The organism is Nitratireductor sp. ZSWI3 (genome assembly GCF_024655565.1).
GTDB lineage: Bacteria > Pseudomonadota > Alphaproteobacteria > Rhizobiales > Rhizobiaceae > Nitratireductor.
In genome coordinates this window covers 1-23,740 of sequence record NZ_JANKOF010000073.1, presented here as the reverse complement: position 1 = coordinate 23,740, position 23,740 = coordinate 1, and the positions used below count along the sequence as shown (strand labels likewise).

The 23,740-nt window shown below is 65.7% G+C and carries 22 protein-coding genes and 1 riboswitch; of the genes, 13 read left to right on the top strand and 9 right to left on the bottom strand.

The window, feature by feature from the left end:
* The 4 genes from NUU27_RS18750 to NUU27_RS18735 all read right to left on the bottom strand — a co-directional run.
* Nucleotides 1-291, bottom strand: a 291-nt coding sequence (locus NUU27_RS18750) for an ABC transporter ATP-binding protein (protein WP_257763673.1), incomplete at its 3' end; no start/stop codon positions are given.
* A complete protein-coding gene (locus NUU27_RS18745) occupies nt 291-1,280 on the bottom strand; it encodes an iron ABC transporter permease (protein WP_257763672.1) in 990 nt (329 codons plus the stop codon). The genes NUU27_RS18750 and NUU27_RS18745, both read right to left, overlap by 1 nt.
* Nucleotides 1,277-2,149 carry an ABC transporter substrate-binding protein gene (locus tag NUU27_RS18740; protein WP_257763671.1) on the bottom strand — a complete coding sequence of 291 codons (873 nt, stop codon included), beginning with the start codon at nt 2,147-2,149 and terminating at the stop codon, nt 1,277-1,279. Before NUU27_RS18740 ends, NUU27_RS18745 begins: the two co-directional genes overlap by 4 nt.
* Nucleotides 2,146-4,023: a TonB-dependent siderophore receptor gene (locus NUU27_RS18735; protein WP_257763670.1), complete on the bottom strand. Its 1,878-nt coding sequence runs from the start codon at nt 4,021-4,023 to the stop codon at nt 2,146-2,148. The genes NUU27_RS18740 and NUU27_RS18735 overlap by 4 nt, the downstream gene beginning before the upstream one ends.
* Before the next feature lie 128 nt (nt 4,024-4,151).
* Nucleotides 4,152-4,363, bottom strand: a riboswitch (cobalamin riboswitch).
* Nucleotides 4,364-4,639: 276 nt separating this feature from the next.
* Between NUU27_RS18735 and NUU27_RS18730 the strand changes: the two genes are divergently transcribed.
* The 7 genes from NUU27_RS18730 to preA all read left to right on the top strand — a co-directional run bounded on the left by NUU27_RS18730 (nt 4,640) and on the right by preA (nt 14,819).
* Complete coding sequence (locus NUU27_RS18730; RefSeq protein WP_257763669.1) at nt 4,640-6,292, top strand: ABC transporter substrate-binding protein; 1,653 nt, start codon at nt 4,640-4,642, stop codon at nt 6,290-6,292.
* Between the two features lie 198 nt (nt 6,293-6,490).
* Nucleotides 6,491-7,528 (top strand): ABC transporter permease, encoded by a 1,038-nt coding sequence (locus tag NUU27_RS18725; protein WP_257763668.1) that lies wholly within the window; start codon nt 6,491-6,493, stop codon nt 7,526-7,528.
* A 12-nt stretch (nt 7,529-7,540) separates the two neighbouring features.
* Nucleotides 7,541-8,698 carry an ABC transporter permease gene (locus tag NUU27_RS18720; protein ID WP_257763667.1) on the top strand — a complete coding sequence of 386 codons (1,158 nt, stop codon included), beginning with the start codon at nt 7,541-7,543 and terminating at the stop codon, nt 8,696-8,698.
* Nucleotides 8,699-8,723: 25 nt separating this feature from the next.
* On the top strand, nt 8,724-10,844 hold the full coding sequence (locus tag NUU27_RS18715) for an ABC transporter ATP-binding protein (RefSeq protein ID WP_257763666.1): 2,121 nt from the start codon (nt 8,724-8,726) through the stop codon (nt 10,842-10,844).
* Between the two features lie 106 nt (nt 10,845-10,950).
* Complete coding sequence (locus NUU27_RS18710) at nt 10,951-11,940, top strand: peptidase inhibitor family I36 protein (protein ID WP_257763665.1); 990 nt, start codon at nt 10,951-10,953, stop codon at nt 11,938-11,940.
* Nucleotides 11,941-12,141: 201 nt separating this feature from the next.
* Nucleotides 12,142-13,494, top strand: coding sequence for an NAD(P)-dependent oxidoreductase (locus NUU27_RS18705; RefSeq protein WP_257763664.1), 1,353 nt, complete (start codon nt 12,142-12,144; stop codon nt 13,492-13,494).
* A gap of 11 nt (nt 13,495-13,505) precedes the next feature.
* On the top strand, nt 13,506-14,819 hold the full coding sequence (gene preA / locus NUU27_RS18700) for an NAD-dependent dihydropyrimidine dehydrogenase subunit PreA (RefSeq protein WP_257763663.1): 1,314 nt from the start codon (nt 13,506-13,508) through the stop codon (nt 14,817-14,819).
* A gap of 50 nt (nt 14,820-14,869) precedes the next feature.
* Here the strand turns inward: preA and NUU27_RS18695 are convergent, their stop codons facing one another.
* On the bottom strand, nt 14,870-15,541 hold the full coding sequence (locus NUU27_RS18695) for a glutathione S-transferase family protein (protein WP_257763662.1): 672 nt from the start codon (nt 15,539-15,541) through the stop codon (nt 14,870-14,872).
* A gap of 106 nt (nt 15,542-15,647) precedes the next feature.
* Here NUU27_RS18695 and NUU27_RS18690 point away from each other — a divergent pair, with 106 nt between their 5' ends.
* The 5 genes from NUU27_RS18690 to NUU27_RS18670 all read left to right on the top strand — a co-directional run bounded on the left by NUU27_RS18690 (nt 15,648) and on the right by NUU27_RS18670 (nt 18,788).
* The gene (locus NUU27_RS18690; RefSeq protein ID WP_257763661.1) at nt 15,648-16,082 is read left to right on the top strand and encodes a MarR family winged helix-turn-helix transcriptional regulator; all 435 of its coding nucleotides are present in this window, start codon (nt 15,648-15,650) and stop codon (nt 16,080-16,082) included.
* 199 nt (nt 16,083-16,281) lie between these two features.
* Nucleotides 16,282-16,779 (top strand): Rrf2 family transcriptional regulator, encoded by a 498-nt coding sequence (locus NUU27_RS18685; RefSeq protein ID WP_257763660.1) that lies wholly within the window; start codon nt 16,282-16,284, stop codon nt 16,777-16,779.
* A 54-nt stretch (nt 16,780-16,833) separates the two neighbouring features.
* Entirely contained in the window at nt 16,834-17,301 is a 468-nt protein-coding gene (locus NUU27_RS18680) for a carboxymuconolactone decarboxylase family protein (RefSeq protein ID WP_257763659.1), read from the top strand.
* Nucleotides 17,302-17,361: 60 nt separating this feature from the next.
* Nucleotides 17,362-17,736, top strand: coding sequence for a DoxX family protein (locus NUU27_RS18675; protein WP_257763658.1), 375 nt, complete (start codon nt 17,362-17,364; stop codon nt 17,734-17,736).
* A 107-nt stretch (nt 17,737-17,843) separates the two neighbouring features.
* Nucleotides 17,844-18,788: a DMT family transporter gene (locus NUU27_RS18670; RefSeq protein WP_257763657.1), complete on the top strand. Its 945-nt coding sequence runs from the start codon at nt 17,844-17,846 to the stop codon at nt 18,786-18,788.
* 5 nt (nt 18,789-18,793) lie between these two features.
* On the opposite strand, the gene NUU27_RS18665 is transcribed toward NUU27_RS18670, so the two are convergent.
* The 4 genes from NUU27_RS18665 to paaI form a co-directional block, all read right to left on the bottom strand.
* Nucleotides 18,794-19,681, bottom strand: a complete 888-nt coding sequence (locus NUU27_RS18665; RefSeq protein ID WP_257763656.1) for a PaaX family transcriptional regulator C-terminal domain-containing protein — start codon at nt 19,679-19,681, stop codon at nt 18,794-18,796.
* Nucleotides 19,682-19,748: 67 nt separating this feature from the next.
* The gene (locus tag NUU27_RS18660; protein ID WP_257763655.1) at nt 19,749-20,345 is read right to left on the bottom strand and encodes a TetR/AcrR family transcriptional regulator; all 597 of its coding nucleotides are present in this window, start codon (nt 20,343-20,345) and stop codon (nt 19,749-19,751) included.
* A 163-nt stretch (nt 20,346-20,508) separates the two neighbouring features.
* Nucleotides 20,509-21,819, bottom strand: a complete 1,311-nt coding sequence (gene paaK / locus NUU27_RS18655) for a phenylacetate--CoA ligase PaaK (RefSeq protein ID WP_257763654.1) — start codon at nt 21,817-21,819, stop codon at nt 20,509-20,511.
* 28 nt (nt 21,820-21,847) lie between these two features.
* The gene (paaI, locus tag NUU27_RS18650; RefSeq protein WP_257763675.1) at nt 21,848-22,285 is read right to left on the bottom strand and encodes a hydroxyphenylacetyl-CoA thioesterase PaaI; all 438 of its coding nucleotides are present in this window, start codon (nt 22,283-22,285) and stop codon (nt 21,848-21,850) included.
* A 122-nt stretch (nt 22,286-22,407) separates the two neighbouring features.
* Here paaI and NUU27_RS18645 point away from each other — a divergent pair, with 122 nt between their 5' ends.
* Entirely contained in the window at nt 22,408-23,646 is a 1,239-nt protein-coding gene (locus NUU27_RS18645) for a cytochrome P450 (RefSeq protein ID WP_257763653.1), read from the top strand.
* Nucleotides 23,647-23,740 lie beyond the last annotated feature (94 nt).

Genomic DNA, 23,740 nt, shown 5'->3' with positions numbered 1-23,740 from the left:
CGCCACGAGGTCGCGCACCCGCAGCCGCCAGCCTATGGCGCGGGCCTGCGGCAGGTAGGCGATGAGCCGGGCGCGATCGGCAGGACCGAGGGCGGCGATATCAGCCGTGCCGAGCCGGATCGTGCCGCCGGCCGCGACCTGCCCGGCAAGGGCGCGCATCAGCGTCGATTTGCCGGCACCATTGGGACCGAGCAGGCCGACGACCGTGCCGGGGGCGAGATCGAGCGAGACGTCGGACAGTATCCTTCTGCCGGCGAGCGTGACCGAGAGGCTGGCGATCGCAAGACGCATCAGAACATCTCCCGGCGGGCGCGCATGACGAGCCAGAGGAAGAACGGCGCGCCGATCAGTGCCGTCAGCACCCCGACATTCAACTCGCCGGCGGGCAGGACAAGCCGGGCGGCGACATCGGCGGCGAGCAGCAGGGCGGCGCCGCCGAGGCCGGCTGGCAGCAGCAGGCTGCTCGGCAGGCGGTCGGTCAGCGGGCGCAGCAGATGCGGCACGACAAGGCCGATGAAGCCGATGGTGCCGACCACCGCGGTTGCGGCGCCGACCGAGAGCGCGACGCCGGCAACGATCAGGAAGCGCGCGCGCGCCATGGGAATGCCGAGGCTTTCCGCCGCCTCCTCGCCGAGCGACAGGGCGTCGACGGCGCGCGCCGAGAGCGCGATCAGCAGCCAGCCTGCGGCCATCAGCGGCAGGGCGAGGGCGACATGCTCCAGCGACCGGTCCTTGAGCGAGCCGAGCAGCCAGAAGATGATCTCGTAGGCCGCGAAAGGGTTGGGCGACAGGTTGAGCACCAGCGAGGTGAGCGCGCCCGACAGGCTGGACAGCGCCACGCCGGCAAGAATCAAGGTCAGCGTCGAGCCCTGCCGCGCGGCGATGGCGAGCAGGATCAGGACGGAGGCGCCAGCGCCGGCGAGAGCGCCGAGGGGAAGCGCATAGAGCGAGCTGCCGGCGATGCCCGAATAGAAGATGGCGACGGCGCCGAGCGCCGCGGTGCCCGAGACGCCGATGATGCCGGGTTCGGCCAGCGGGTTGCGCAGGAAGCCCTGGAGCACCGCGCCCGACAGGCCGAGCGAGATGCCGATGGAAAGCCCGAGCAGGGCGCGCGGCAGGCGGATCTCGCGCATGATGATGGCGGCCGCCTCGCCGCCGCCGGCGACGAGGCCCGACAGGCTGTCGCCGAGGGCGAGCTCGGCCGGACCGACGAGCAGCGACAGGACGAAGAGCGCCAGGGCGAGAAGGGTGAGCGCCGTGGTGAGGAGGGAGGGCTTCATGGCGCCGTCCCCGCCGGGCAGGGCGCGATCTCCTCGCGCAGCTTGGCGAGCGCTCTTACGGCCTTAATGACCGTGGGGGCGCCGCAGGACCAGGAGCCCTCCGGCACGAAGGCGCCGACGCGCGTTGCGGGCATGGCGGCGATGGCCGGATGACGCGGCACGTGCTCGCCGAGGGTGGGGGCGCTTTCGGGGCGGCCGGTGACGATGATGTCGGGCTTTTCGGCCACCACCTGTTCGAGCGGGAAGGGGGCCATGCCGACGACGCCCGCATCGGTGGCGAGATTCCTCAACCCTGCAGCCTGCAGGACGGAATCGGCCAGCGTCCCCTTGCCGAGCGCGACGCCGTTCTGGTCGTAGGCGATGGCGGTCGGACGCCGGTCGCATTGCCGCCTTTCGATGTCCGCAAGCTCCGTCGCAAAGCCGGCCGCGATCCTTTCCGCCTTTTCCTCCTGTCCCAGCAACGCGCCCATGCGGCGGATCTCGCCGGGGATGGTGTCGAGGGTCTGGACGAAGGAGAATTCCTCCACCGCAAAGCCGAGCCGCTTGAGGAGCGCGGTGGTGTTGTGCAGCGCGTAGGTGCCGGTGACGACGAGATCGGGCTTTTCGAGAAACACTTCCTCGGCGAGGCCGCGATTGACCGGGTATTTCCGCGCCTCCTCGTGCAGCATGGACAGGCTGGGCTCGCGGGCGAGGAAGGAGACGGAGACGAGCTGGCCAGGGGCTGCGAGCGCCATGGCGAGCTGATCGGTGCACACGTTGAGCGACATGACGCGCTTCGGCGCGGCAGAGGCCGGCGCGGCAAGCAGCGCGCCGGCAAGGAGCACAAGGCCGGAAAGGGCGGGCAAACGGTTCCGGCCGCGCTTCGTCATGGCCCGAATCTGGCGCGGAAGCCGGCGAAGACCGAAAGGCCGGGCGTGTTGAAGCCGCGCACCGTCTGGTAATCCTGATCGAGGAGGTTTTCGGCGCGCAGGTAAAGCTCGGTGTCCTCGGTCGGCTTGTAGGCGAGCTTGGCATTGAGGAGGAAATGGTCGTCAAGCTCGAAATCATTGCCGTCGAGCGTATCGATGTTGGCCTTGGCGCTTGCAGAGAGCAGCCACTTTTCGGCCGGGCGCGCGCTGGCCTGCAGCGCTATGGCGTGGCGCGGGATGCGGGTAAGGCGGTCGCCGTTCTGGTCCACGGAGCTTGTGTAGGTGTATGCGCCGCCGATTTCCAGCCAATCGTTCACGGCATAGGTGAGTGATGCCTCGACGCCGCGCTGGCGCGCGGTGCCCGGAAGCTGGGTGTAGCCGCCCGAATAGGTGATGAGATCATCGATCTTCATCTGGAAATAAGTGAGATCGGCGACGAGGCGCCCGGCCAAGAAGCGTTGTTCGATCCCCGCGTCGAAGCCGAAGCTGGTTTCGGGCGTCAGGTTTGGATCCGCTCCGAACGGGCCGAACAATTCGTTGAGGCTTGGTGCTCGGAAGCCAGTGCCGAGCGAGGCGTGGAGCCGCGTGTCGGTATCGGCGAAGAGATAGGAACCGGTGGCGCGATAGGTGGTGTGGCCACCGAACTCGCTGTGTTCATCGTGGCGAATGCCAGCGGTAAGCGTCAGGTTCTCGATCGGGGTTGCAATGGCTTCGCCCCAGAAACCGGCGATATTGAAATCGGCGTTGACTTCGGGGTTGAAGGCGCCTTCGGGGAACAGGGCCTTCTGCTTCTCGTAGTCGGCACCGGCTTGGATTGTCAGCCAGTCGGTGACATCGTAGGCGCCTTGGTAGTCAACCTTGTAGCGCTTGCCCTCATAGGTGCCATCGAAGGTCGTTCCGGCAATCGAGCGCTTCAGGTCGAAAGTCTGCGCTGAAAACGTGTTGCGGAAGCGTCCGTCGAGCAGATCGAGGTTGAAGCCGGCGCGTCCGGCCAGTTGCTTGCTGAGGTTGGTGGCCGTCAGATTGTCGGTCGGTGGATTGAAAACCCCTGCTGGGAAGACGTAGCTGTCGTTGTCGAACTCCGCTTCGGCGTCGATATAGAGCGCCGAGCCGAAGACCGAGAAGACGTCGGAGAAGACGTGCTCGGCATTGACGTCGAACATCAGGTTCTCGTAGCCGTCGCGCTCGGTGCCCGAAGCGGCCGAGGAGATGCCGTCGGTGCGGAAGCCGGTGAGGTTGAGCGACAGTTTCGAGCGGTCGTCTGCCGCGCGCAGACCGTAGGAGCCGCCGAGCGAGCCGTGCGAGCCGCCTTCGCCCTGGACGATGTGCGTGAGGCCGGGTTCGATGTCGCCCAGTGTCGACAGGCTGATCACGCCGGCGATGGCGTCCGAGCCGTAGAGGGTGCTCTGCGAGCCCTTCAGCACCTCGGCGCGCTCGATGCCGCCCGAAAGCAAGTACTGATAGGAGGTCTGCACCTGCGTGTTGGTCGGATCGGAGATGTCGATGCCGTTGAACAGCGTCTTGACGTAGCGGCGCGGTGCGCCGCGCACGGAAAGGCTGCCCTCGGCGCCGCGGCCGCCGGGCGAGGAGATGGAGACGCCGGGCAACAGGTCGAGATATTCGACGATGACCGGCAGCGACTGCTGTTCGATCTCCCGGCGGTCGATCACCGCGACGCTGGAGCCCACCTTGGCGCGGTCGGTCGGCGCCCGGTTCGGCGTCACAACGATCGTGCCGAGGTCGAGATCCTGCGCCGGGGCGGGGTGTATCGATACGGTAAGCGCTACGGTCGACGCGCCGAGCAGATACGGAAAAGAACCTTGTCGTGAAAGCATGCGTGCCCCTCCGCGAAGCAATCTGCGATGATGCTGGAGAGAGCGAAGGCCTTTGCCGTGCCGTTCCCCGCCAGCGATGACGTTTCGCCACCGCTGCGAGAAGCACAGCTCCGGAAGCATCCCGCATCCGGAAGGTGACGGCCCAAGGCAGGTTTCCTGGCTCGCGCTTCATCGGCATCCCCGCCTTCCCAGGCATTCGCCCAGTGGCATTCGGGGGGCCTTGGCGCTTACAGTTGCGGGAGCAGCCACGGCTTCGGCCTTCCCGTGGAAGACCGTTCCGTGTTCCCTTTTCCCCGACGCGCGAACGCACCGCCGGAGCACCTCAAGCGAACGCGGAGGCTTAGCAAGAAGTGGGGCGAAGCGTCAATCTGGCAGCGCTTGGCATGGCGGCAAAGCCGGCGTTCCCGTCACCAGCTGTCAGGAGGAGCCCTCACGGGATGTTGCAGAATCGGCCTCGGGTATCATTTTTGCGCCAGTCTTGTCGCAAATCCGTCATCGGCCCTGTCGAGAACGTAGCAAACTCCCCCAGCGGCCTGGTGCGGGTTTTTTTGACATCGGGGGCTCAATACGGAATGCTAAAACAAGAACCATCAACGGGAACAATGGGAGTGCGTCGATGACGTTTTTCAAGAGCAATGGCGATCGGGTACCGGCTCGCGTGAAAGAGCTGGCGACCGACGCGCGGGGCGGGAAGATGGACCGCCGCGAGTTTCTCGCCCTGGCGAGCGCGCTCGGCGCTTCCACGGCCGCCGCCTATGGCATGCTGGGCCTTGCCGCGCCGACGCGTGCCGTGGCGCAGGAGCCGAAGACGGGCGGAACCCTGAAAGTGGCGATGTTCATCAAGGACCCGAAGGATCCGCGCACGGCGGACTGGTCGGAGATCGCCAACGCGATGCGCCAGACGCTGGAGCCGCTGGTGAAGTACACGCGCGACTTCACCTTCGAGGGCAAGCTGCTGGAGAGCTGGGACGTCAATGAAGACGCCACCGAATACGTGCTGCATGTGCGGCCGGGCGTGACCTGGAACAACGGCGATCCCTTCGGCGCCGACGACGTGATCTACAACATCAACCGCTGGTGCGATCAGACGGTGGAAGGCAACTCCATGCCGGCGCGCATGGCCGCGCTGATCGATCCGGGCACCAAGAAGGCGCGCGAGGGGGCGATCGAGAAGGTCGACGACATGACGGTGAAGCTGAACCTTTCGGCGCCGGACATCTCGATCATCCCGGGCATGGCCGACTATCCGGGCCTGATCGTGCATCCGAGCTTCGACGAGACCGGCCGCGACTTCGTCAAGAACCCGATCGGCACGGGCCCGTTCGAACTGGTGTCCTATGAGGTGGGCAACCGCGTCGTGCTGAAGAAGCGCGAGGACGGCAAATGGTGGGGCGGCGAGGCCTATCTCGACGGGGTCGAGTTCATCGACTACGGCACCGACCCCTCGGCGATGGTGAGCGCCTTCGAATCGGGCGAGATCCACACCAACTACGAGACGACGGCCGACTACGTCGAAATTCTCGACGCGCTCGATCTCGTGAAGTCGGAGGTGACGACGGCGACGACGCTGGTGGCGCGCACCAACGTCAACAACAAGCCCTATGACGATGAGAAGGTGCGCAAGGCGCTGCAGCTCGCCGTCGACAATGCGACGGTGCTGGCGCTCGGCTACGACAATGCCGGGGATGTCGCCGAGAACCACCATGTCTGCCCGATCCATCCCGAATATGCCGAGCTGCCGAAGCTCGCCCGCGACATCGAGAAGGCCAAGGCCACGATGGACGAGGCCGGCCAGATGGACTTCGAGCACGACCTCATCACGGTGGACGAGGACTGGCACAAGAACACGGGCGATGCGATCGCCGCGCAATTGCGCGAGGCGGGCTTCAAGGTGAAGCGCACCGTCCTGCCGGGCTCGACCTTCTGGAACGACTGGACGAAATATCCGTTCTCGATGACCAACTGGAACATGCGCCCGCTCGGCATCCAAGTGGTGGCGCTTGCCTATCGCACCGGCGAGGCCTGGAACGAGTCGGCCTATTCCAATCCGGAGCTCGACAAGAAGATCGAGGAAGCGCTGGCGCTTCCGGACCCCGACACGCGCCGCGGCGTGATGAAGGACATCGAAAAGATCATCCAGGATGCCGGCATCATCATCCAGCCTTACTGGCGCAAGCTGTACAACCACTCGGTGCCCGCCGTGAAGGACCACGGGATGCATCAGACCTTCGAGATCGATCTCGAAAAAGTCTGGCTCGACGAAGCCTGAGCCAGAACGAAGAAGGGGCCCTAGTGGTGCGATCCCAACAGATGGTATCCATCTGTTGGGAAAAATCGCCCCACCAGATCAATAGCCAGTGGGCTGACTTGTCGAAACAGATGGGGACCATCTGTTTCGGTCAGACCACCAAGGCCCCTTCTTCGCAGGCAACCAATAACGACCTCCGGAAAAGGAGGAAGGGGAAACGTGTTAAGCTTTGTGTTGAGGCGGCTGGGCGTCATGGCGCTCACCATGCTGTGCCTGACGCTGGTCGTCTTCTTCCTGGTCAATCTCGAGCCAAACCTGAAGAAGCTGGCGATCAGTCAGCTCGACATGCGCTCCTCGTCGGAGCAGCTCGAGAGCTGGCTGCAGAAGAACGGCTACAGAGAGAATTTCTTCGTGCGCTACGGCCAGTGGCTCGGCGTCGTGCAGAAACAGCCGAACGTCGATCCCGGGACCGGCAGGGCGGTGCCGCGCTTCTCCTACTGCAACGAGCCCGCCGAGCCGCGCTACTCGGGGATTCTTCAGGGCGACTTCGGTTGTTCCACCAAGTTCAAGGTGCCGGTGGCCAGCAAGCTGTTCCCGGCGCTCGGCGCCACCGGCATCCTGATGTTCTGGGTGATGATGGTGATGGTGCCGGTCTCGCTGCTCATCGGGGTGCTGGCCGGCATGCGGGAGGGCAGCCGGACGGACCGGACGCTGTCCGTTGCCTCGATCGCCACGACGGCGACGCCGGAATATGTCTCGGGCGTCATCTTCGCGGTGATCTTCGCCTCGTGGCTCGGCTGGCTGAACGGCTCGGCGGCAACGGCGACGCGCGAAGGCATCAGCTTCTACAATTTCACCCTGCCGGTGATGACCATGGCGGTCTACGGCATCGGCTACATCGCCCGCATGACCCGCGCCTCGATGGTCGAGGTGATGACGCAGCAATACATCCGCACGGCGCGGCTGAAGGGGCTCGGGTTCGGCGCGGTGGTGGTCAAGCACGCGCTGCGCAATGCGCTGATCGCGCCCTTCACCGTCATCATGCTGCAGTTTCCGTGGCTGCTGACCGGCGTCGTCATCGTCGAGGTGATGTTCCGCTATCAGGGGTTCGGCTTCACGCTGGTGGAGGCGGCGAGCAACAACGACATCGACCTTCTGCTCGGCTGCTCGCTGGTGTCGGTCTTCGTGGTCCTGTCGACGCAGCTCATTTCCGACGTCGGCTACGCCTATCTCAACCCGCGCATCCGCGTGCAGTAAAGGGAGGGGCGGATGCAGATCGAGTATCTCGGAGCCTTCGGTATCATCCTCGGTGTCCTGGCGCGGTTCTGGCCCGTGTGGGTCGGGCTGGCGATCGTTCTGGTGCTCAGCCTGCGTTTCAAGAAAAAGCTCGGCCTCTACGGGCAGCTCTTCGACACGGGCGTCGGCGTCGCCGGGGTGATGATCTGCCTGTTCTGGCTGTTCACGGCGATCTTCGCCAGCACGGTCGCGCCGTTCAATCCGCTGGCGCAATTCCCGGTGATGAAGAACGTGCTGCCGGGCGCCATTGAACCGCAGACCGGCGAGGCTTTCCTGTTCGGCGCCGACCGGCTGGCGCGCGACGTCTTCTCACGGATGGTCTTCGGCAGCCAGATCGTGCTCATCATCGCGCCGGCGGCGACGTTGTTCGCGCTGATGGTGGGAACGACGCTCGGCCTGCCGGCCGGCTATTACGGCGGGAGGGTGGACAGCATCCTTTCCTTTCTCGCCAACCTGGTGCTGGCCTTCCCGGTGATCCTGCTGTTCTACCTGCTGGTGACGCCAGGCATCCGCGAGACGCCGATCCCGCAATGGATGGCAGGCGTCTTCTTCATCTTCCCCATCATCTTCTTCTCGACGCTGTTCTACACGCGCTATCGAAGCCGACCCGGCCTCCTCGCAGTGCAGCTGGCGCTGACGCTGCTGATCGGCGGCTGGGTCTATCTCGGGCTGGTGTTCAACGCCGATCCGTTCGGCCTGATCGCGATCAGCCCGAACCAGCTCAACATCTTCGTGGCGGTCGTCTTCGCCTCCTCGCCGGGCGTGTTCCGCATCGTGCGCGGGCTGGTGATGGACATCAAGACGCGCGACTATGTGGCGGCGGCGCAGACGCGCGGCGAAAGCCCCTGGTACATCATGCTGTGGGAAGTGCTGCCCAATGCGCGCGGGCCGCTGATTGTCGATGTGTGCCTGAGGATCGGCTACACGACCATCCTGCTCGGCACGCTCGGCTATTTCGGCCTGGGCCTGGCGCCCGAAAGCCCGGACTGGGGTACGGGCATCAAGGAATCGAGCCGGCTGCTCAGAGCCTATGTGCATCCCGCCCTGCCACCGGTCTTCGCACTGATGTCCTTCGTGCTGGGACTCAACCTGCTTGCCGATGCGTTGCGCGAGCAGTCGCTGAAGGATTGAAACCGGAAAGACTGAGAGCGACGCCATGAACGAAGCCATCAGCATCTCGCGCAGCGAACGGGCAGGAGAGCCGATTCTGGAGATCGAGAACCTGTCGATCTCCTTCTTTACCCGGGCGGGAGAAATTCCGGCGGTGATGGATTTTTCCTGCACCGTCATGCCCGGCGAGGCGATGGGCATCGTCGGCGAATCGGGGTGCGGCAAGTCGACCGTCTCGCTCGGCATCATGCGCGATCTCTCGAATGTCGGGCAGATCGTCGGCGGTCGGATCAAGTTCAAGGGCCGCGACATGGCCGAGATGAGCGACGAGGAGCTGCGGCAGATCCGCGGCAACGAGATCGCCATGATCTACCAGGAGCCGATGGCGAGCCTCAACCCGGCCATGAAGATCGGCCGGCAGCTCATGGAGGTGCCGCTGATCCACGACAAGGTGTCGAAGGAGGAGGCCTGGAACCGGGCGCTGGAGATGGTGCGCGCCGTGCGCCTGCCCGATCCCGAGCGCATCATGCGCTCCTATCCGCACCAGCTTTCGGGCGGCCAGCAGCAGCGCATCGTCATCGCCATGGCGCTCCTGTCGAAGCCGGCGCTGCTTCTGCTCGACGAGCCGACCACCGCGCTCGACGTGACGGTGGAGGCGGGCATCGTCGAACTGGTGAAGGGGCTGGGCAAGGAGTTCGGCACCTCGATGATCTTCGTGTCGCACAATCTCGGCCTGATCCTGGAGACGTGCGACCGCATCACGGTCATGTATTCCGGCGAGGCGGTGGAGACCGGCCGCATCGAGGACGTGTTCGACCGGATGCGCCATCCCTATACGCAGGGGCTGTTTCGCTCCATCCCGCTGCCGGGAGCGGACAAGAACGCGCGGCCGCTGATCGCCATTCCCGGGCAGCTGCCGCTGCCGCACGAGCGGCCGAAGGGCTGCAATTTCGGGCCGCGCTGCCTGCACTTCAAGGCGGGCCTTTGCGACGCCGCGGAAATCCCGATGATCGCGGTGAAGGAGCATGAGCGGCATTTCTCGCGCTGCGTGCGCTTCGAGGAGATCGACTGGACGGCGCTGCCCGAGGGAGCGCTGACGGAGAAGGAGCCGGTCGAGCCCGGCGCGCCGATGCTGAAGATCGACGGCCTGAAGAAATACTACCAGGTCGCCGCGAACGCCGTGTTCGGCGGCGGCGACACGAAGACCGTGAAGGCGAACGAGCAGATCACCTTCGAGGCGCGCGAAGCCGAGACCGTGGCGATCGTCGGCGAATCGGGCTGCGGCAAGTCGACCCTTGCCAAGGTGCTGCTTGGGCTGGAGACGGCGACCGCGGGCAGTGTCGTCCTCGGCAACGAGGAAATCCAGGGAACGCCGGTGGAGGAGCGGGCCACCGATACGGTGGCGGGAATCCAGATGGTGTTCCAGAATCCGTTCGACACGCTCAACCCGAGCCATTCGGTCGGCGCGCAGATCATCCGCACGCTGGAGAAGTTCAAGATCGGCAATTCGCCTGCCGAGCGCCGCGAGCGGATGCTGGAACTGCTCGATCTGGTGAAGCTGCCACGGGCCTTCGCGAGCCGCATGCCGCGCCAGCTTTCGGGCGGCCAGAAGCAGCGCATCGGCGTGGCGCGCGCCTTTGCCGGCAACGCCAAGGTGGTGGTGGCGGACGAGCCGGTGTCGGCGTTGGACGTGTCGGTGCAGGCGGCCGTGACCGAGCTCCTGATGGACATCCAGCGCAAGAACAAGACGACAATGCTGTTCATCAGCCACGATCTTTCCGTGGTGCGCTACCTCGCCGACCGGGTGGTGGTGATGTATCTCGGCCATATCGTCGAGCAGGGCACGACGGACCAGATCTTCGCGCCGCCCTATCACCCCTATACGGAGGCCCTGCTCTCGGCGATCCCCATCGCCGACACGTCCGTGCGCAAGAAGCATGTCGTGCTGGAAGGCGACATTCCCTCGGCGATGAATCCACCGACCGGCTGCCCGTTCCAGACCCGTTGCCGCTACAAGGATCAGGTGCCCGGCAACAAATGCGAGCGCGAGGTGCCGCCGCTGAAGGATCTGGGCGAGGGCCATTTCAGCCTGTGCTGGCTCGATGACGACGCGCTGTCGGCGATGGAGCCGGTGATCAGCTTCGATGCGTCGGCCGACAGGCGATAGGTCCTGACCCTAGGCACGGATTTTCGAATTGCTCGCCTTTTAGTGGAGCGCCGGTCATTTTTGCGCCATCTTGCCTTCGCCAATTCGCGCGAAACAGGAGATTTTCATGCGCTCGAATTTTTTGCGGCTCCCTTTTCTGGCGCTTTTCGCGCTGGGTTTGATGTCTTATTTCGCTTCTTCGGCCAAGGCTGAAGGGGTTTTGGCGATTGCCGTCACTGATCTGAACATGCGCCAGGGCCCGGGCACGCGCTACCGGCCGGTCCTGCTGATTCCGCGCGGTGCGCGGGTCCCGGTGCTGCGCTGCACCAATGCCTATGAGTGGTGCGAGGTCGGCTATGCGGGACGCGCCGGCTGGGTCGCCGCGCGTTATCTGCGCGACACGCGCCCGCGCTATGATGATCGCCCGGTGTCCGACATCGGCGCGCTCCTCGGCCTGGTCCTGCAGGAACTCGTGGAACAGGGCAACCGCCCCGGCGACCGCTATCCGCCGAGCGGCGGGGGCTATGACGACGACTACGACCGCGGACGACGGCCGGGACCGCGCGAGGTCTGCTTCTATGAACATGCCGATTTCCGCGGCCGCAGCTTTTGCGCCGGCATCGGCGACGGCGACCGGCGCCTCGGCCGCAACTGGAACGACCGCATCTCGTCGATCCGCGTCGGACGCCGCGCTTCGGTGCAGGTCTGCGAGCACGAGAATTTCGGTGGCTGGTGCCAGACGATTCGCGACGACGTCAGGTTGTTCCCCGGCCGTCGCAACGACGCGATCTCGTCCTACGAGGTGCGGCGCGCCGGCGGAGGTGACTGGGGTGGCGGCGGCGACTGGGGCGGCGGCGGTGGCGGTTACAAGCGCGCCTGTTTCTACGAGCACGCCGATTTTCGCGGTGCGAGCATCTGCTTCAACGCCGGTGAGGGCACGGCGCTCCTGCCGCCGAACTGGAACGATCGGATCTCGTCGATCCGGCTGCAGGGCGGAGCCCGGGCGCGCGTTTGCCAACATCAGAATTTCGGCGGCTGGTGCGAAGTGGTGCGGGGCGACGCGGCGCGCTTTTCCGAGATCCACAATGACGAGATCAGTTCGATCGAGGTGTTTTGATCGCGACGGATGTTCGAGACGCCGGATCCCGAAAGATCCGGCGCTTCCCTTGCGCAAAGCACGGGGTGCGTGAACGCCGGTATTTAGATGAGTATAAATGTCATATTTATTTGGAGCGTGCTTGCGTGCTCGAAAATTTGACCGATTGATAAAAAAATAAATCTGCGTTAGCCTTCCCCTCAATAATAAGGGGAATACGGAATGGCTGATGGTCACTATACGGACGGCATCGCCGCCGGCCGTCTGAAAGGCGAGGACTACCAACGCAATTTCGCCGACCTGCATCCGCCGCTCGATGCCCATGAGGCTGCGGTGGAGGCCGATCGCTGCTACTTCTGCTACGATGCGCCGTGCATGACGGCATGTCCCACATCGATCGACATCCCGCTCTTCATCCGGCAGATCGCCACCGGCAATCCGCTCGGTTCGGCGAAGACGATCTTCGACCAGAACATTCTCGGCGGCATGTGCGCCCGCGTCTGCCCGACGGAAACGCTGTGCGAGGAAGCGTGCGTGCGCGAGGCCGCGGAAGGCAAGCCGGTGCAGATCGGCCGGCTGCAGCGCTACGCCACCGACACGGCGATGGCGGCGGGCCGGCAATTCCACGAACGGGCTGAGGCGACCGGCAGGACGGTCGCGGTCGTCGGGGCCGGGCCTGCGGGGCTTGCCTGCGCCCACCGGCTCGCGCTGCATGGCCACTCGGTGACGATCTACGAGGCGCGCGACAAATCCGGCGGCCTCAACGAATACGGCATCGCCGCCTACAAGACGCCCGGCGGCTTCGCCCAGGCCGAGGTCGACTATGTGAGGGCCGTCGGCGGGATCAGCATCGAGCACGGCAGGGCGCTGGGGAAGAACCTCTCGCTCGGCGAGCTGGTGGGCGACCACGATGCCGTGTTCCTCGGCATGGGGCTGGCCGGCGTCAACGCGCTCAATGCCGAGGGCGAGGACGCGGAAGGGGTGGAAAACGCGGTCGACTACATCGCCGGCCTGCGGCAGGCGGAGGATCTCTCGGGCCTTCCCGTCGGCCGCCGCGTGGTGGTGATCGGCGGCGGCATGACGGCGATCGACGCCGCCATACAGGCGCGGCTGCTCGGTGCCGAGGAGGTCACCATCTGCTATCGCCGCGGCCGCGAGCAGATGAACGCCTCGGCGTTCGAACAGGAATTGGCGGCCTCCAAGGGCGTGACGATCAGACACTGGCTGCAGCCGAAGCGGGTGCTTGCCGAAAATGGCAGGGTGCGCGGTATCGAGCTCGAATACACGGCCCTTTCCAATGGCAGGCTCACCGGCACCGGCGAGACGCTGACACTGAAGGCGGACCAGGTGTTCAAGGCGATCGGCCAGAGCTTCATGGCCGGCGTGCTGAACGGCAACAGCGCCTCCGTGGCGCTCGAGGGCGGGCGCATCAGGGTGGACGGTGAGGGCCGCACATCGATGTCGAAGGTCTGGGCCGGGGGCGATTGCATCGCCGGCGGCGACGACCTGACGGTCTCGGCGGTCGCGCAGGGGCGCGACGCGGCCGAAAGCATCAACCGCGCGTTGATGGGCTGAGGAGCGAACCCATGGCAGACATCCGCAACGATTTCGTCGGCATCAAATCGCCCAATCCGTTCTGGCTGGCCTCGGCGCCGCCGACCGACAAGGCCTACAATGTGGAGCGCGCCTTCAAGGCGGGCTGGGGTGGCGTCGTCTGGAAGACGCTGGGCGAGGAAGGGCCGCCGGTGGTCAATGTCAACGGGCCGCGCTACGGCGCCATCTGGGGCGCCGACCGGCGGCTTCTCGGCCTCAACAACATCGAGCTCATCACCGACCGGGATCTCTATCAGAACCTCACCGAGATCAAGCAGGTGAAGAAGAACTGGCCCGACCGGGCCCTTGTCGTGTCGCTGATGGTGCCCTGCGAGGAAGAGGCCTGGAAGGCGATCCTGCCGCTGGTCGAGGAGACCGAGGCCGACGGCATCGAGCTCAATTTCGGCTGTCCGCACGGCATGAGCGAGCGCGGCATGGGGGCCGCCGTGGGGCAGGTGCCCGAATATGTCGAGATGGTGGTGCGCTGGTGCAAGCAGAACACGCGCATGCCCGTCATCACCAAGCTGACGCCGAACATCACGGACGTGCGCAAGCCGGCCCGTGCCGCGATGGCCGGCGGCACGGACGCGGTGTCGCTGATCAACACGATCAACTCGATCACGGCGGTCGATCTCGACACGTTCGCGCCGCAGCCGACCATCGACGGCAAGGGATCGCATGGCGGGTATTGCGGCCCGGCGGTGAAGCCCATCGCGCTCAACATGGTGGCCGAGATCGCCCGCGATCCGGAGACGGCGGGCCTGCCGATCTCCGGCATCGGCGGCATCACCACATGGCGCGACGCGGCCGAGTTCATGGCGCTGGGCGCCGGCAACGTGCAGGTCTGCACGGCTGCCATGACCTACGGCTTCAAGATCGTCCAGGAGATGATCGAGGGGCTGAAGAACTGGATGGACGCCAGGGGCCATGCACGGCTGGAGGACATCGTCGGCCGGGCGACGCCGAATGTGACGGACTGGCAGTATCTCAATCTCAACTACGTCACCAAGGCGCGCATCGACCAGGATCTCTGCATCAAATGCGGCCGCTGCCATATCGCCTGCGAGGACACCTCGCACCAGGCGATCACGGCGCTGGTCGACGGCGCGCGCCGCTTCGAGGTGATCGAGGAGGAGTGCGTGGGCTGCAATCTGTGCGTCAATGTTTGCCCCGTGGAGGGCTGCATCGACATGGTGCCGCTGGCGGCGGGCGTCGTGGACAAGCGCACCGGCGCCACCGTTTCGCCGGCCTATGCGAACTGGACCACGCATCCGAACAACCCGTCGAGAGTGACGGCGGCGGAGTAGGCGAAGGGCGGCCGCCGGCCGCCGCTTCCCATCTTCTCGCAGCGTCTACTTCAGGCGGCCTTGCGCGGTTGGCGCAGGATGACGCCGTCCTTCTTCGCCAGGAACCGGCGCAGGCGATCCCCGTAATCGAACACCACCGCTTCGCGCACGGTCGGGCGCGCGGCCAGCGCCTTGCGCCACTTGACCACTTTCGGCAGGCCGTCGAAGACGCCGAAATCGGCGATGGTGTCGAAGACGTCGAAATAGCGGAAGGCGGGCGCGAAGACCGCATCGACGATGGTGAAGGCCTCGCCGGCGAAATAGGGGCCGTCGCCGAGCTCGCCTTCGAGGCGGGTCAGCTTCTCCCGGATGGCGGCCACCGCCTTGTCGAAGGCAGCCTGATCGTGGGTCGTCTCCAGGGTCCAGATGTCGGCAAGAACGGCCGAGCCGAACTCCATCCAGGCACGATGGCGTGCCCGCGTGACGGGGTTTTCGGGATGCAGGCGCGGGGCTTCGGTCTCGTCGAGAAACTCGACGATGGCCGCGCTTTCGAACAGGGCGTCGTCACCGACCTTGAGCACCGGAACCTTGCCGCGCGGCGAGATTTCCAAAAACCAGTCGGGCTTGTTTTCCAGATCGATGTCGATGCGCTCGAAGGGCACATCCTTTTCGGCCAGCACGATCGCGGCGCGCTGCACATAGGGGCAAAGGTCGAAGGAAATGAGGGTCGGCTTCTCGGCCATGGATGTCTCCTGCGGCTGGTTGATATTGATGCAATTGCATCTATATTGGTGGTGTTGGAGCAAATGTCAATCTTCATGCAATTGCATGAAATAAATTTGGTGAGCCATGACCCGTAAACCCGACGATGAAACGGTCTCAGCGTGGATCGCGCTGGCCCGGGCGCACCGCCTTGCCATGTCAGGCATCGAAGCGCGGTTGAAGGCGGCCGGGCTGCCGTCGCTTTCCTGGTACGACGTGCTCTGGGAGCTGGAGAAGGCCGGGGAGGACGGGCTGCGGCCGTTCGAGTTGGAGCGGGCGCTGCTGTTCGAGCAGTACAATCTGTCGCGCCTGATGGACCGGATGGTGAAGTCCGGGCTGGTGGACAGGTGCGTGTGCCCCGACGACCGCCGTGGGCAGACGCTGCGGATCAGCACGGAGGGCCGCGCGCTGCGGCACCGCATGTGGGCGGTCTACGGGGACGCCATCGCCGAGGTCATCGGCGGCCGGCTGAGCGCCGGGGAGGCGCAGGCCCTCGCGGCAATGCTCGGCAAGCTCGGCTGAAGCGCCGAGCATTTTGCAGTCAGGTGGGGATCACCTGACGTCGCATAAATGCGGAAAAACAATGAGATAGAGCGGCAAAGCGTTTCCATGAAACGGTGGACCTCTCTAGAATGTCAGCAGGAGTCAGAAGTGACGCGCGCCTATATTGCGGACATCATTTATCCAGGATAAGAATTATCCATGAATATGGAGACGGATCATGAAATTGGGTGAGGGTGTGGAGGCGACGATTCACTGCGCGACGCTGCTGGCGCAGCTCGAGCCGGAGCGCACCCTGCCGGCGAGCGCGCTCGCCGAGTATCACGGCCTGTCGCCCAGCTACCTGCTCAAGCATCTGAAGCAGCTCACCGCCGCCGGCCTGCTGGAATCGGTGTCGGGGCCGCATGGCGGCTATCGCCTGGCGCGGAGCCCCAATCGCATCACGCTGCTCGACGTCGTCGTGGCGATCGAGGGCCGCGCGCCCGCCTTTCGCTGTGCGGAGATCCGGCAGCGCGGGCCGGGGGCGCTGGAGCCGTCGGCCTATGTGAAGCCGTGCGGCATCAACGCCGCGATGCTGAGAGCCGAACGCGCTTATCGGGACGAGCTGCGCCGGACGACGCTGGCCGACGTCATCGAGGGATACCGGGCGGATGCCGATCCGCGCGCCATCGCTTTCGGCTGCGCTTTCGTGGCGCGCAATCAGCGGCCGCGCGCCTGACTTTCAATCCACCCCGGGCCACCTCAGGCCACCTCAAGAGCAAAGGAAAATCCGATGGAACCACGTCTCGACTTCTGGAAAACGGAACCGCAACTGATGGGTGCCGTGCGCGCGCTCAACGATGCGGCGGTGAATGCGGGCCTGGAAAAGAGCCTTGTCCATCTCGTCAAGCTGCGCGCCTCGCAGATCAACAGCTGCGCCTATTGCGTCGACATGCATTCGCGCGAAGCCCGCAAGGACGGCGAGAGCGAGCAGCGCCTGCATCTGCTGGCGGTGTGGCACGAATCGCCGCTCTACACCGATCGCGAGCGGGCGGCCCTGGCCTGGACCGAGCGCCTGACCCGACTTTCCGACGGACCGGTGGACGATGCGCTCTACGAGGCGGCCCTCGGGCAGTTTTCCCCGTCCGAGCTCGTCAAGCTTTCGGTGCTCGTGGCGGCAATCAACGTCTGGAACCGGCTCTGCGTGCCGTTCCGCTCCGTTCATCCGGTCGTCGCGACACGTGAGCCGGCGGCCGCCTGATCTTCTCTCGAACCAGCGCGCGGCGCCATGAGGCCGATGCGCTCGAAGCGGAAAGCAAGCATGCCTGAAACCATTCTGCCTCTCCTGCACCTGGCCGGCCGTCTGCTGCTCGGCGGCGCCTTCGTCTTTGCCGGGCTGCGCAATCTCGGCAACATCCCTTACCTGACGGGGGTGATCGCCGGGCGCGGCATGCCCCTGCCGCGGATGGCGCTGATCGCCGGCATTTCCCTGCAGTGCATCGCCGGGGCGCTGCTGATCGCCGGCCTGTGGACCCGGTTTGCGGCGTTGGGGCTGATCCTCTTCCTGCTCGTCGCAACCGTGCTGTTCCACAATTTCTGGGATCACCAGGGTCCGGAGCGCGTTGCCCGCATCAACGGCATCGTCTCCAATGCGGCGCTGGCGGGCAGTTTCCTGCTCGTCTTGGCATCGGGCTAGCCGCCCGCCTTCCACCGTTCGCCCCTCGGCCCGCAAACCGTTTCGCGTTGCGGGCCGAGGTGCTACTGCTCCGATCCTGACGGATGGGTTTCGAGGAGAAGGGCGGCTTGGACGATCCCACGCATTCAAAGGCAATGCGCCGCGCTGCGCACGGACAGTACGCTACCGGCGTGCAGAAGCGTCTCGGGCACCTGGCCATGATCGCCTTCGCCGCACTCGTCTCGGGATCGTTCTCGCTTGGCGCGCTCGCCACGCCGCATCTGGGACCGGCGGCCTTGAACGCGGCCCGGTTCGTCATCGGCATCGCCCTGATGGGCATCGTGGCGCGGGCGATGCTCAGGCGCCCGATCCCGTGGCCGGCCGCTCCCTGGCGCTTCCTGGTGCTGGGCGGCACGATGGCGCTGTTCTTCATCGCCATGTTCACCGCGCTCGGCATGACGGACCCGGTGTCGACCGGCGCGGTGTTCACGCTGCTGCCGCCCCTCAGCGCCTTCTTCGGCTATCTTTTCCTGCGCCAGGTGCCGCGCGGCCTGGTTCTGCCGAGCCTGCTGCTGGCCGGTCTCGGCGCCGTGTGGGTGATCTTCCGCGGCGATCTCGACGCCATGCGCCGGTTCGATGTCGGCCGCGGCGAGATGATCTTCTTCGTCGGCGTCGTCGGTCATGCGGCCTATGCCTCGCTGGTCCGACTCTACAATCGCGGCGAGCCGGCGCTTGCCTTCACCTTCTGGACACTGCTCGCCACCGGATTGCTGATCGGCCTTTACGGATTGCGTGAGATCGCTGAGACCGACTGGCTGGCGCTGCCGGGCATCGTGTGGATAACAATCGTCTATCTGGCGATCTTCACCACCGCGGGAACCTTCTTCCTGCTGCAATATGCGGCGATGCGGCTGCCGGCCTCGAAGGTGCTCGCCTACAACTATCTGACCCCGACGCTGGTCATCGTCTATGAGGGCATTCTGGGCCACGGCTGGGCAAGCCTCTCGGTGATGGCGGGTGCCGCGGTGACCATTTTCGGCCTCGTCATCCTGGCGCTGTCGCCGGACGGCTGAAGCGGTCAGTCGCCGCCGCCGAAACGCATGGCGAAGATGCCGGGCTTGAGAGGGGGCGGAAGGCTCGCCCCGTCGAGCCATTGCTCGCTGGCGGGCAGCAGCCGCCGGTAGATCCCGCGCACCAGGCTGCGGGCCTTCTCGCCCGGCCAATCCTGCGGCAGAAGGGCCACCGGCAAGCCGGGGTCGCGCAGCACGATGCGGCGCCAATCGTGGATCAGGAGCGTGCGCGCGGCCATCGCATCGAGCGGACCGGGCGCGGAAGCCTGGGCGAGGGCGCCGGCGAAGGGGGCGTAGTCCTCGATCAGGGTGCGATAGGCGGTGCCGATTTCCTCGGACGGCCAGAGGCTGCGCAGCATTTCGGGATGTTCGGCGCTGGTGCCGTGGATGACCAGCATCCCGGCGAGCGGATCGTCCCGCCCGCCGTTCATTTCCAGGGTGCGCGGCAGCAGATGGACGCCGCTGGCGATCTTCAGGAAGCCGCTTTCGGCGAGGCCCTCGGCCTGGCTGCCATTGCCGCCCGGCGGGGCGATCGCGACGGTCCAGGACCCGTCCCAGTCCGGCGGCCCGGCGGCATAGATGCGCCGGGTGGCAAGATCGAAGGCGTGCTGTCCGTGTGCATCGAGCGAAAAGAAGGAGTTGCGTCCACGGCGTTCGCGCACCACCCAGCCATCGCTCGCGAGGCGCGACATGGCGGTGCGCAGCGCACCGGCCTCGATGCCGAGCCGCGCCATGACCTCCTGCAGGCAGGCCAGGGGCGCTTCCCCGCCGCGCGGCACGACGGCGTCGCCGAACAGCGTGATGACCAGCGACCAGACGCGCAGGCGCCCGCGCCCATGCAGCCTCTCGATGAGGCCAGCGAGGGCATCTTCAACTGTTTCTTGCCGCGCATCCATACGTCCCCAAATGCCACGGGACGAGAAGGCGGGCAAGCGCGATCGCCCGTCGCTGCGGTGGGGTGCTTCAGGCAAGTCCCTTCACGCCGCTCACCAGGAGATGGGTGGCAACGCTTGCGTAATCGGCGCGGCTGATGCCGCGGTCCTCGCGAAACCACATGTAGAACCAGTTGAGCATGCCGAAGAGGCTCATCGTGACCGGCTTGAGAAGCGGCTTTCCTTCGAAGGCGGCCGGGTTGAGCTGACGCACCGCCTCGGCGAACAGGGCGACCAGCCGGCGCTCCAGGGCCTTCAGCTCCTCCTGCTGCGGCTCGGGCAGGAGCTTGAGACCCGAAAGCTGAACGCGGTGCTCGTTGTCGGCGTCGCGATAGGCTTCGAGCAGCGCGGTGACCAGCCCTTCGAGGCGCGTTTCGGGTGAAGCGCCGGGCCGGTCGGCCTCCTCCACCGCTTCCACCAGCGCCTGCAGATGGGTGGCGACGATGTCGTAGAGCAGCGCCTCCTTGGAGGCGTAATAGTGGTAGAGCAGCGCCTTGGAGACGCCCATCTCGCCGGCGAGCTGGGACATGGAGGCGCGGTCGTAGCCGTCGCGCGCGAAGATCGCGGCGGCGCCATGCAATATGGCGTCGCGCTTGTCGTCGTAATCCTTGGCGCGGGTGCGGGCCATCAGAACGCACGCGGGCTGGGGTTGGCGCTGCCCCTCATCCGCCTGCCGGCATCTTCTCCCCGCAAGCGGGAAGAAGGAGGATGGCCGCAGCATTTATGCCTCCCTCTCCCCGCTTGCGGGGAGAGGGTAAGGGTGAGGGGCAGGGGAGTCGGATCCATCCCGCTCATCCTTCCCGCCGCCTGTCGAGGATGCGCACGGCCTTGCCCTGGCTGCGGGCGACGCCGCCGGGATCGGTGGCGTTGACACGGACGGTGACGCCCACGACATCCTTGATGCGCTCGGAAAGCTGCCGGCAGGCGGCGACGCGCAGCTCCTCGCCGACCAGGGAAGAGACCATCTCCACATGAACCGTCATCGCGTCCATGCGGCCTTCCTGGGTGAGCTCGATCTGGAAGTGCGGAGCGAGTCCTTCGACGGCCAGGATCTGCTCCTCGATCTGGGTCGGGAAGACGTTGACGCCGCGCAGGATCATCATGTCGTCGGAACGGCCGGTGATCTTCTCCATGCGGCGCATGGAGCGCGCCGTACCGGGCAGGAGCCGTGTCAGGTCGCGGGTGCGGTAGCGGACGATGGGGAAGGCTTCCTTGGTGAGCGAGGTGAAGACCAGCTCGCCCTTCTCGCCATCCGGCAGGACTGCGCCGGTCTCGGGATCGATGATCTCGGGATAGAAGTGATCTTCCCAGATGTGCAGGCCGTCCTTGGTCTCGACGCATTCGTTGGCGACGCCGGGCCCCATCACCTCCGACAGGCCGTAAATGTCGACGGCATGCATGTCGAAGGCCTCCTCGATCTCGGCGCGCATGGCGTTGGTCCAGGGCTCGGCGCCGAAGATGCCGACCTGCAACGGGCTCTTGCGGGGATCGAGGCCCTGCGCGCGGTATTCGTCGAGGATCGACAGCATGTAGGAGGGCGTCACCATGATCGTGTGGGCGGAAAAGTCCTCGATCAGCGTGACCTGGCGGGCGGTCATGCCGCCGGACGCCGGGACGACGGTGGCGCCGAGCCGCTCTGCCCCGTAATGCGCGCCGAGGCCGCCGGTGAACAGGCCATAGCCATAAGCCACATGCACCACGTCGCCCGGCCGCGTGCCGGAGGCGCGGATCGAGCGCGCCATGACGTTGGCCCAGGTGGAGATGTCGTTTGCCGTGTAGCCGACGACGGTCGGCTTGCCGGTGGTGCCGGAGGAGGCGTGGATGCGCACCACCTTGTCGCGCGGCACGGCGAACATGCCGAAAGGATAATTGTCGCGCAGGTCGGTCTTCACCGTGAAGGGGAATTTTGAAAGATCGGAAAGCTGCTTCAGGTCGTCGGGATGGACGCCGGCGGCATCGAAGCTCTTCTTGTAATGCGGCACATTCTCATAGGCGTGCTTCAGCGACCATTTGAGGCGCACGAGCTGGAGCGCGGCGATCTCGTCGCGCGAGGCGATCTCGATCGGGTCCAGCTCCTCTTTCCTGGGTGTCAAATCCTTCATGGTCTTCTCCCGAACCTCACTGCCGCCCTCAGGCGTTTTCCTCAAAATGCGTGCCGTTGATCGTCCGCGAGTTGCCGCGGAACTCGGCGATCAGCCTGCCTTCCTGGTCGTTCACCCGCACGTCGTAAATGCCCGAGCGACCGAAGCGGGCCACCTCGCGCGCCTCGGCCGTCAGCCGGTCGCCGAGCCTTCCCGGTGCCACGAAGGTGATGGAATTATGCTGCGCGACGACGACCTGGTTGTAGGAATTGCAGGCAAAGGCGAAGGCGGAATCGGCCAGCGTGAAGACGTAGCCGCCATGGCAGATGTCGTGGCCGTTGGTGTGATGCGGCTCTACCGTCATCGACAGGGTGGCCGTGCCCGGGCCGACCGCGTCGAGCCGGCAGCCGAGCCATTTCGAGGCGTCGTCACGCGCCCACATGGCACTGGCGCTGCGCTCGGCGATCTCCTGTGGAGACAGTTGCATTTGTGACATTTAGGCTCCTCCCGAGGCCGATTGGCGAAAACACAGTTGCATAAACCGACCGGCCGGTCAATAATACTGTTGTTGAGGAGGCCGCTCCGGTGGCCGTCCCCGGGAGGAAGAAAATGGCGAGTACGGCAGGAACGCCCGTCGACGAGGGCAAGGCGCTGGCGGAGAGTTTTGAGCTGACGGCCCTGCCGCCGGGCTTCGTGGAGGACCCGTTTCCGATCTATCATGCGCTTCTCGAGCATGCGCCGCTGAAGCGCTTCTCGGACGGCTCGGTGATGCTGTCGCGCTATGCCGACCTCGACCGGGTCTATCGCGACACCAAGACCTTCTCGTCCGACAAGAAGGCGGAGTTCTTTCCAAAATTCGGCGACACGCCGCTTTACGAGCACCACACGACGAGCCTCGTCTTCAACGACCCGCCGCTGCACACGCGGGTGCGCAAGATCATGATGGGCGCGCTGACGCCGCGCGCCCTGGCGGCGCTCGAACCGGGGCTGATCAAGCTGGTCGACGGGCTCATCGAGCGCATGGAGGAGAAGGGCGATGTCGACCTGATCGAGGATTTCGCCGCGGCGATCCCGATTGAGGTGATCGGCAACCTGTTCGACATCCCGCACGAGGAACGCGCGCCGCTGCGCGACTGGTCGCTGGCGATTCTGGGCGCGCTGGAGCCGGTGCTGAACGAGGAGCAGCACCAGCGCGGCAACACGTCGGTGACGGATTTCAAGGCCTTTCTCAAGGACATCGCCGACGACCGGCGGCGCCATCCCGGCGATCCGGCGACGGATGTCTTGACGCGGCTGATCGATGGCAACGAGGGCGAGGCGCTTTCCGAGGTCGAGCTTCTGCAGAACTGTATCTTCATCCTGAACGCCGGCCACGAGACGACGACCAACCTGATCGGCAACGCGCTTTACGAGCTCCTGCACTGGCCGGAAGAGAAGGCGCGGCTGCAGGCCGATCCGGAGCTGATCGGCACGGCGGTGGACGAGTTTTTGCGTTTCCAGAGCCCCAACCAGCTCGGCAACCGCATGGCGGTGGAGCCGGTGGAGTTTCATGGCGAGGTGGTCGAGCCGGGCACGCCGATCCATCTGTGCATCGGCGCGGCCAACCGCGACCCGCGCCAATTCGCCGATCCCGACCGGCTGGACCTGTCGCGCAAGCCGAACAAGCACCTGGCCTTCGCCGGCGGGCCGCATCTGTGCGCCGGTTTCTCGCTGGCGCGCATGGAGGGCCGGGTGGGCATCTCGCATTTTCTAAGACGCTTTCCCGACTACCGGCTGACCGGTGCGGCGGAGCGCACGGGCCGCGTGCGCTTCCGCGGCTTTGCCCGTTTGCCGGCGCGGGTGAGGTGAGCGGTGCGGGTGCCGGCCCCTCATCCGCCTGCCGGCACCTTCTCCCCGCAAGCGGGGAGAAGGAGGATGGCCACGACGTGGATGCCTCCCTCTC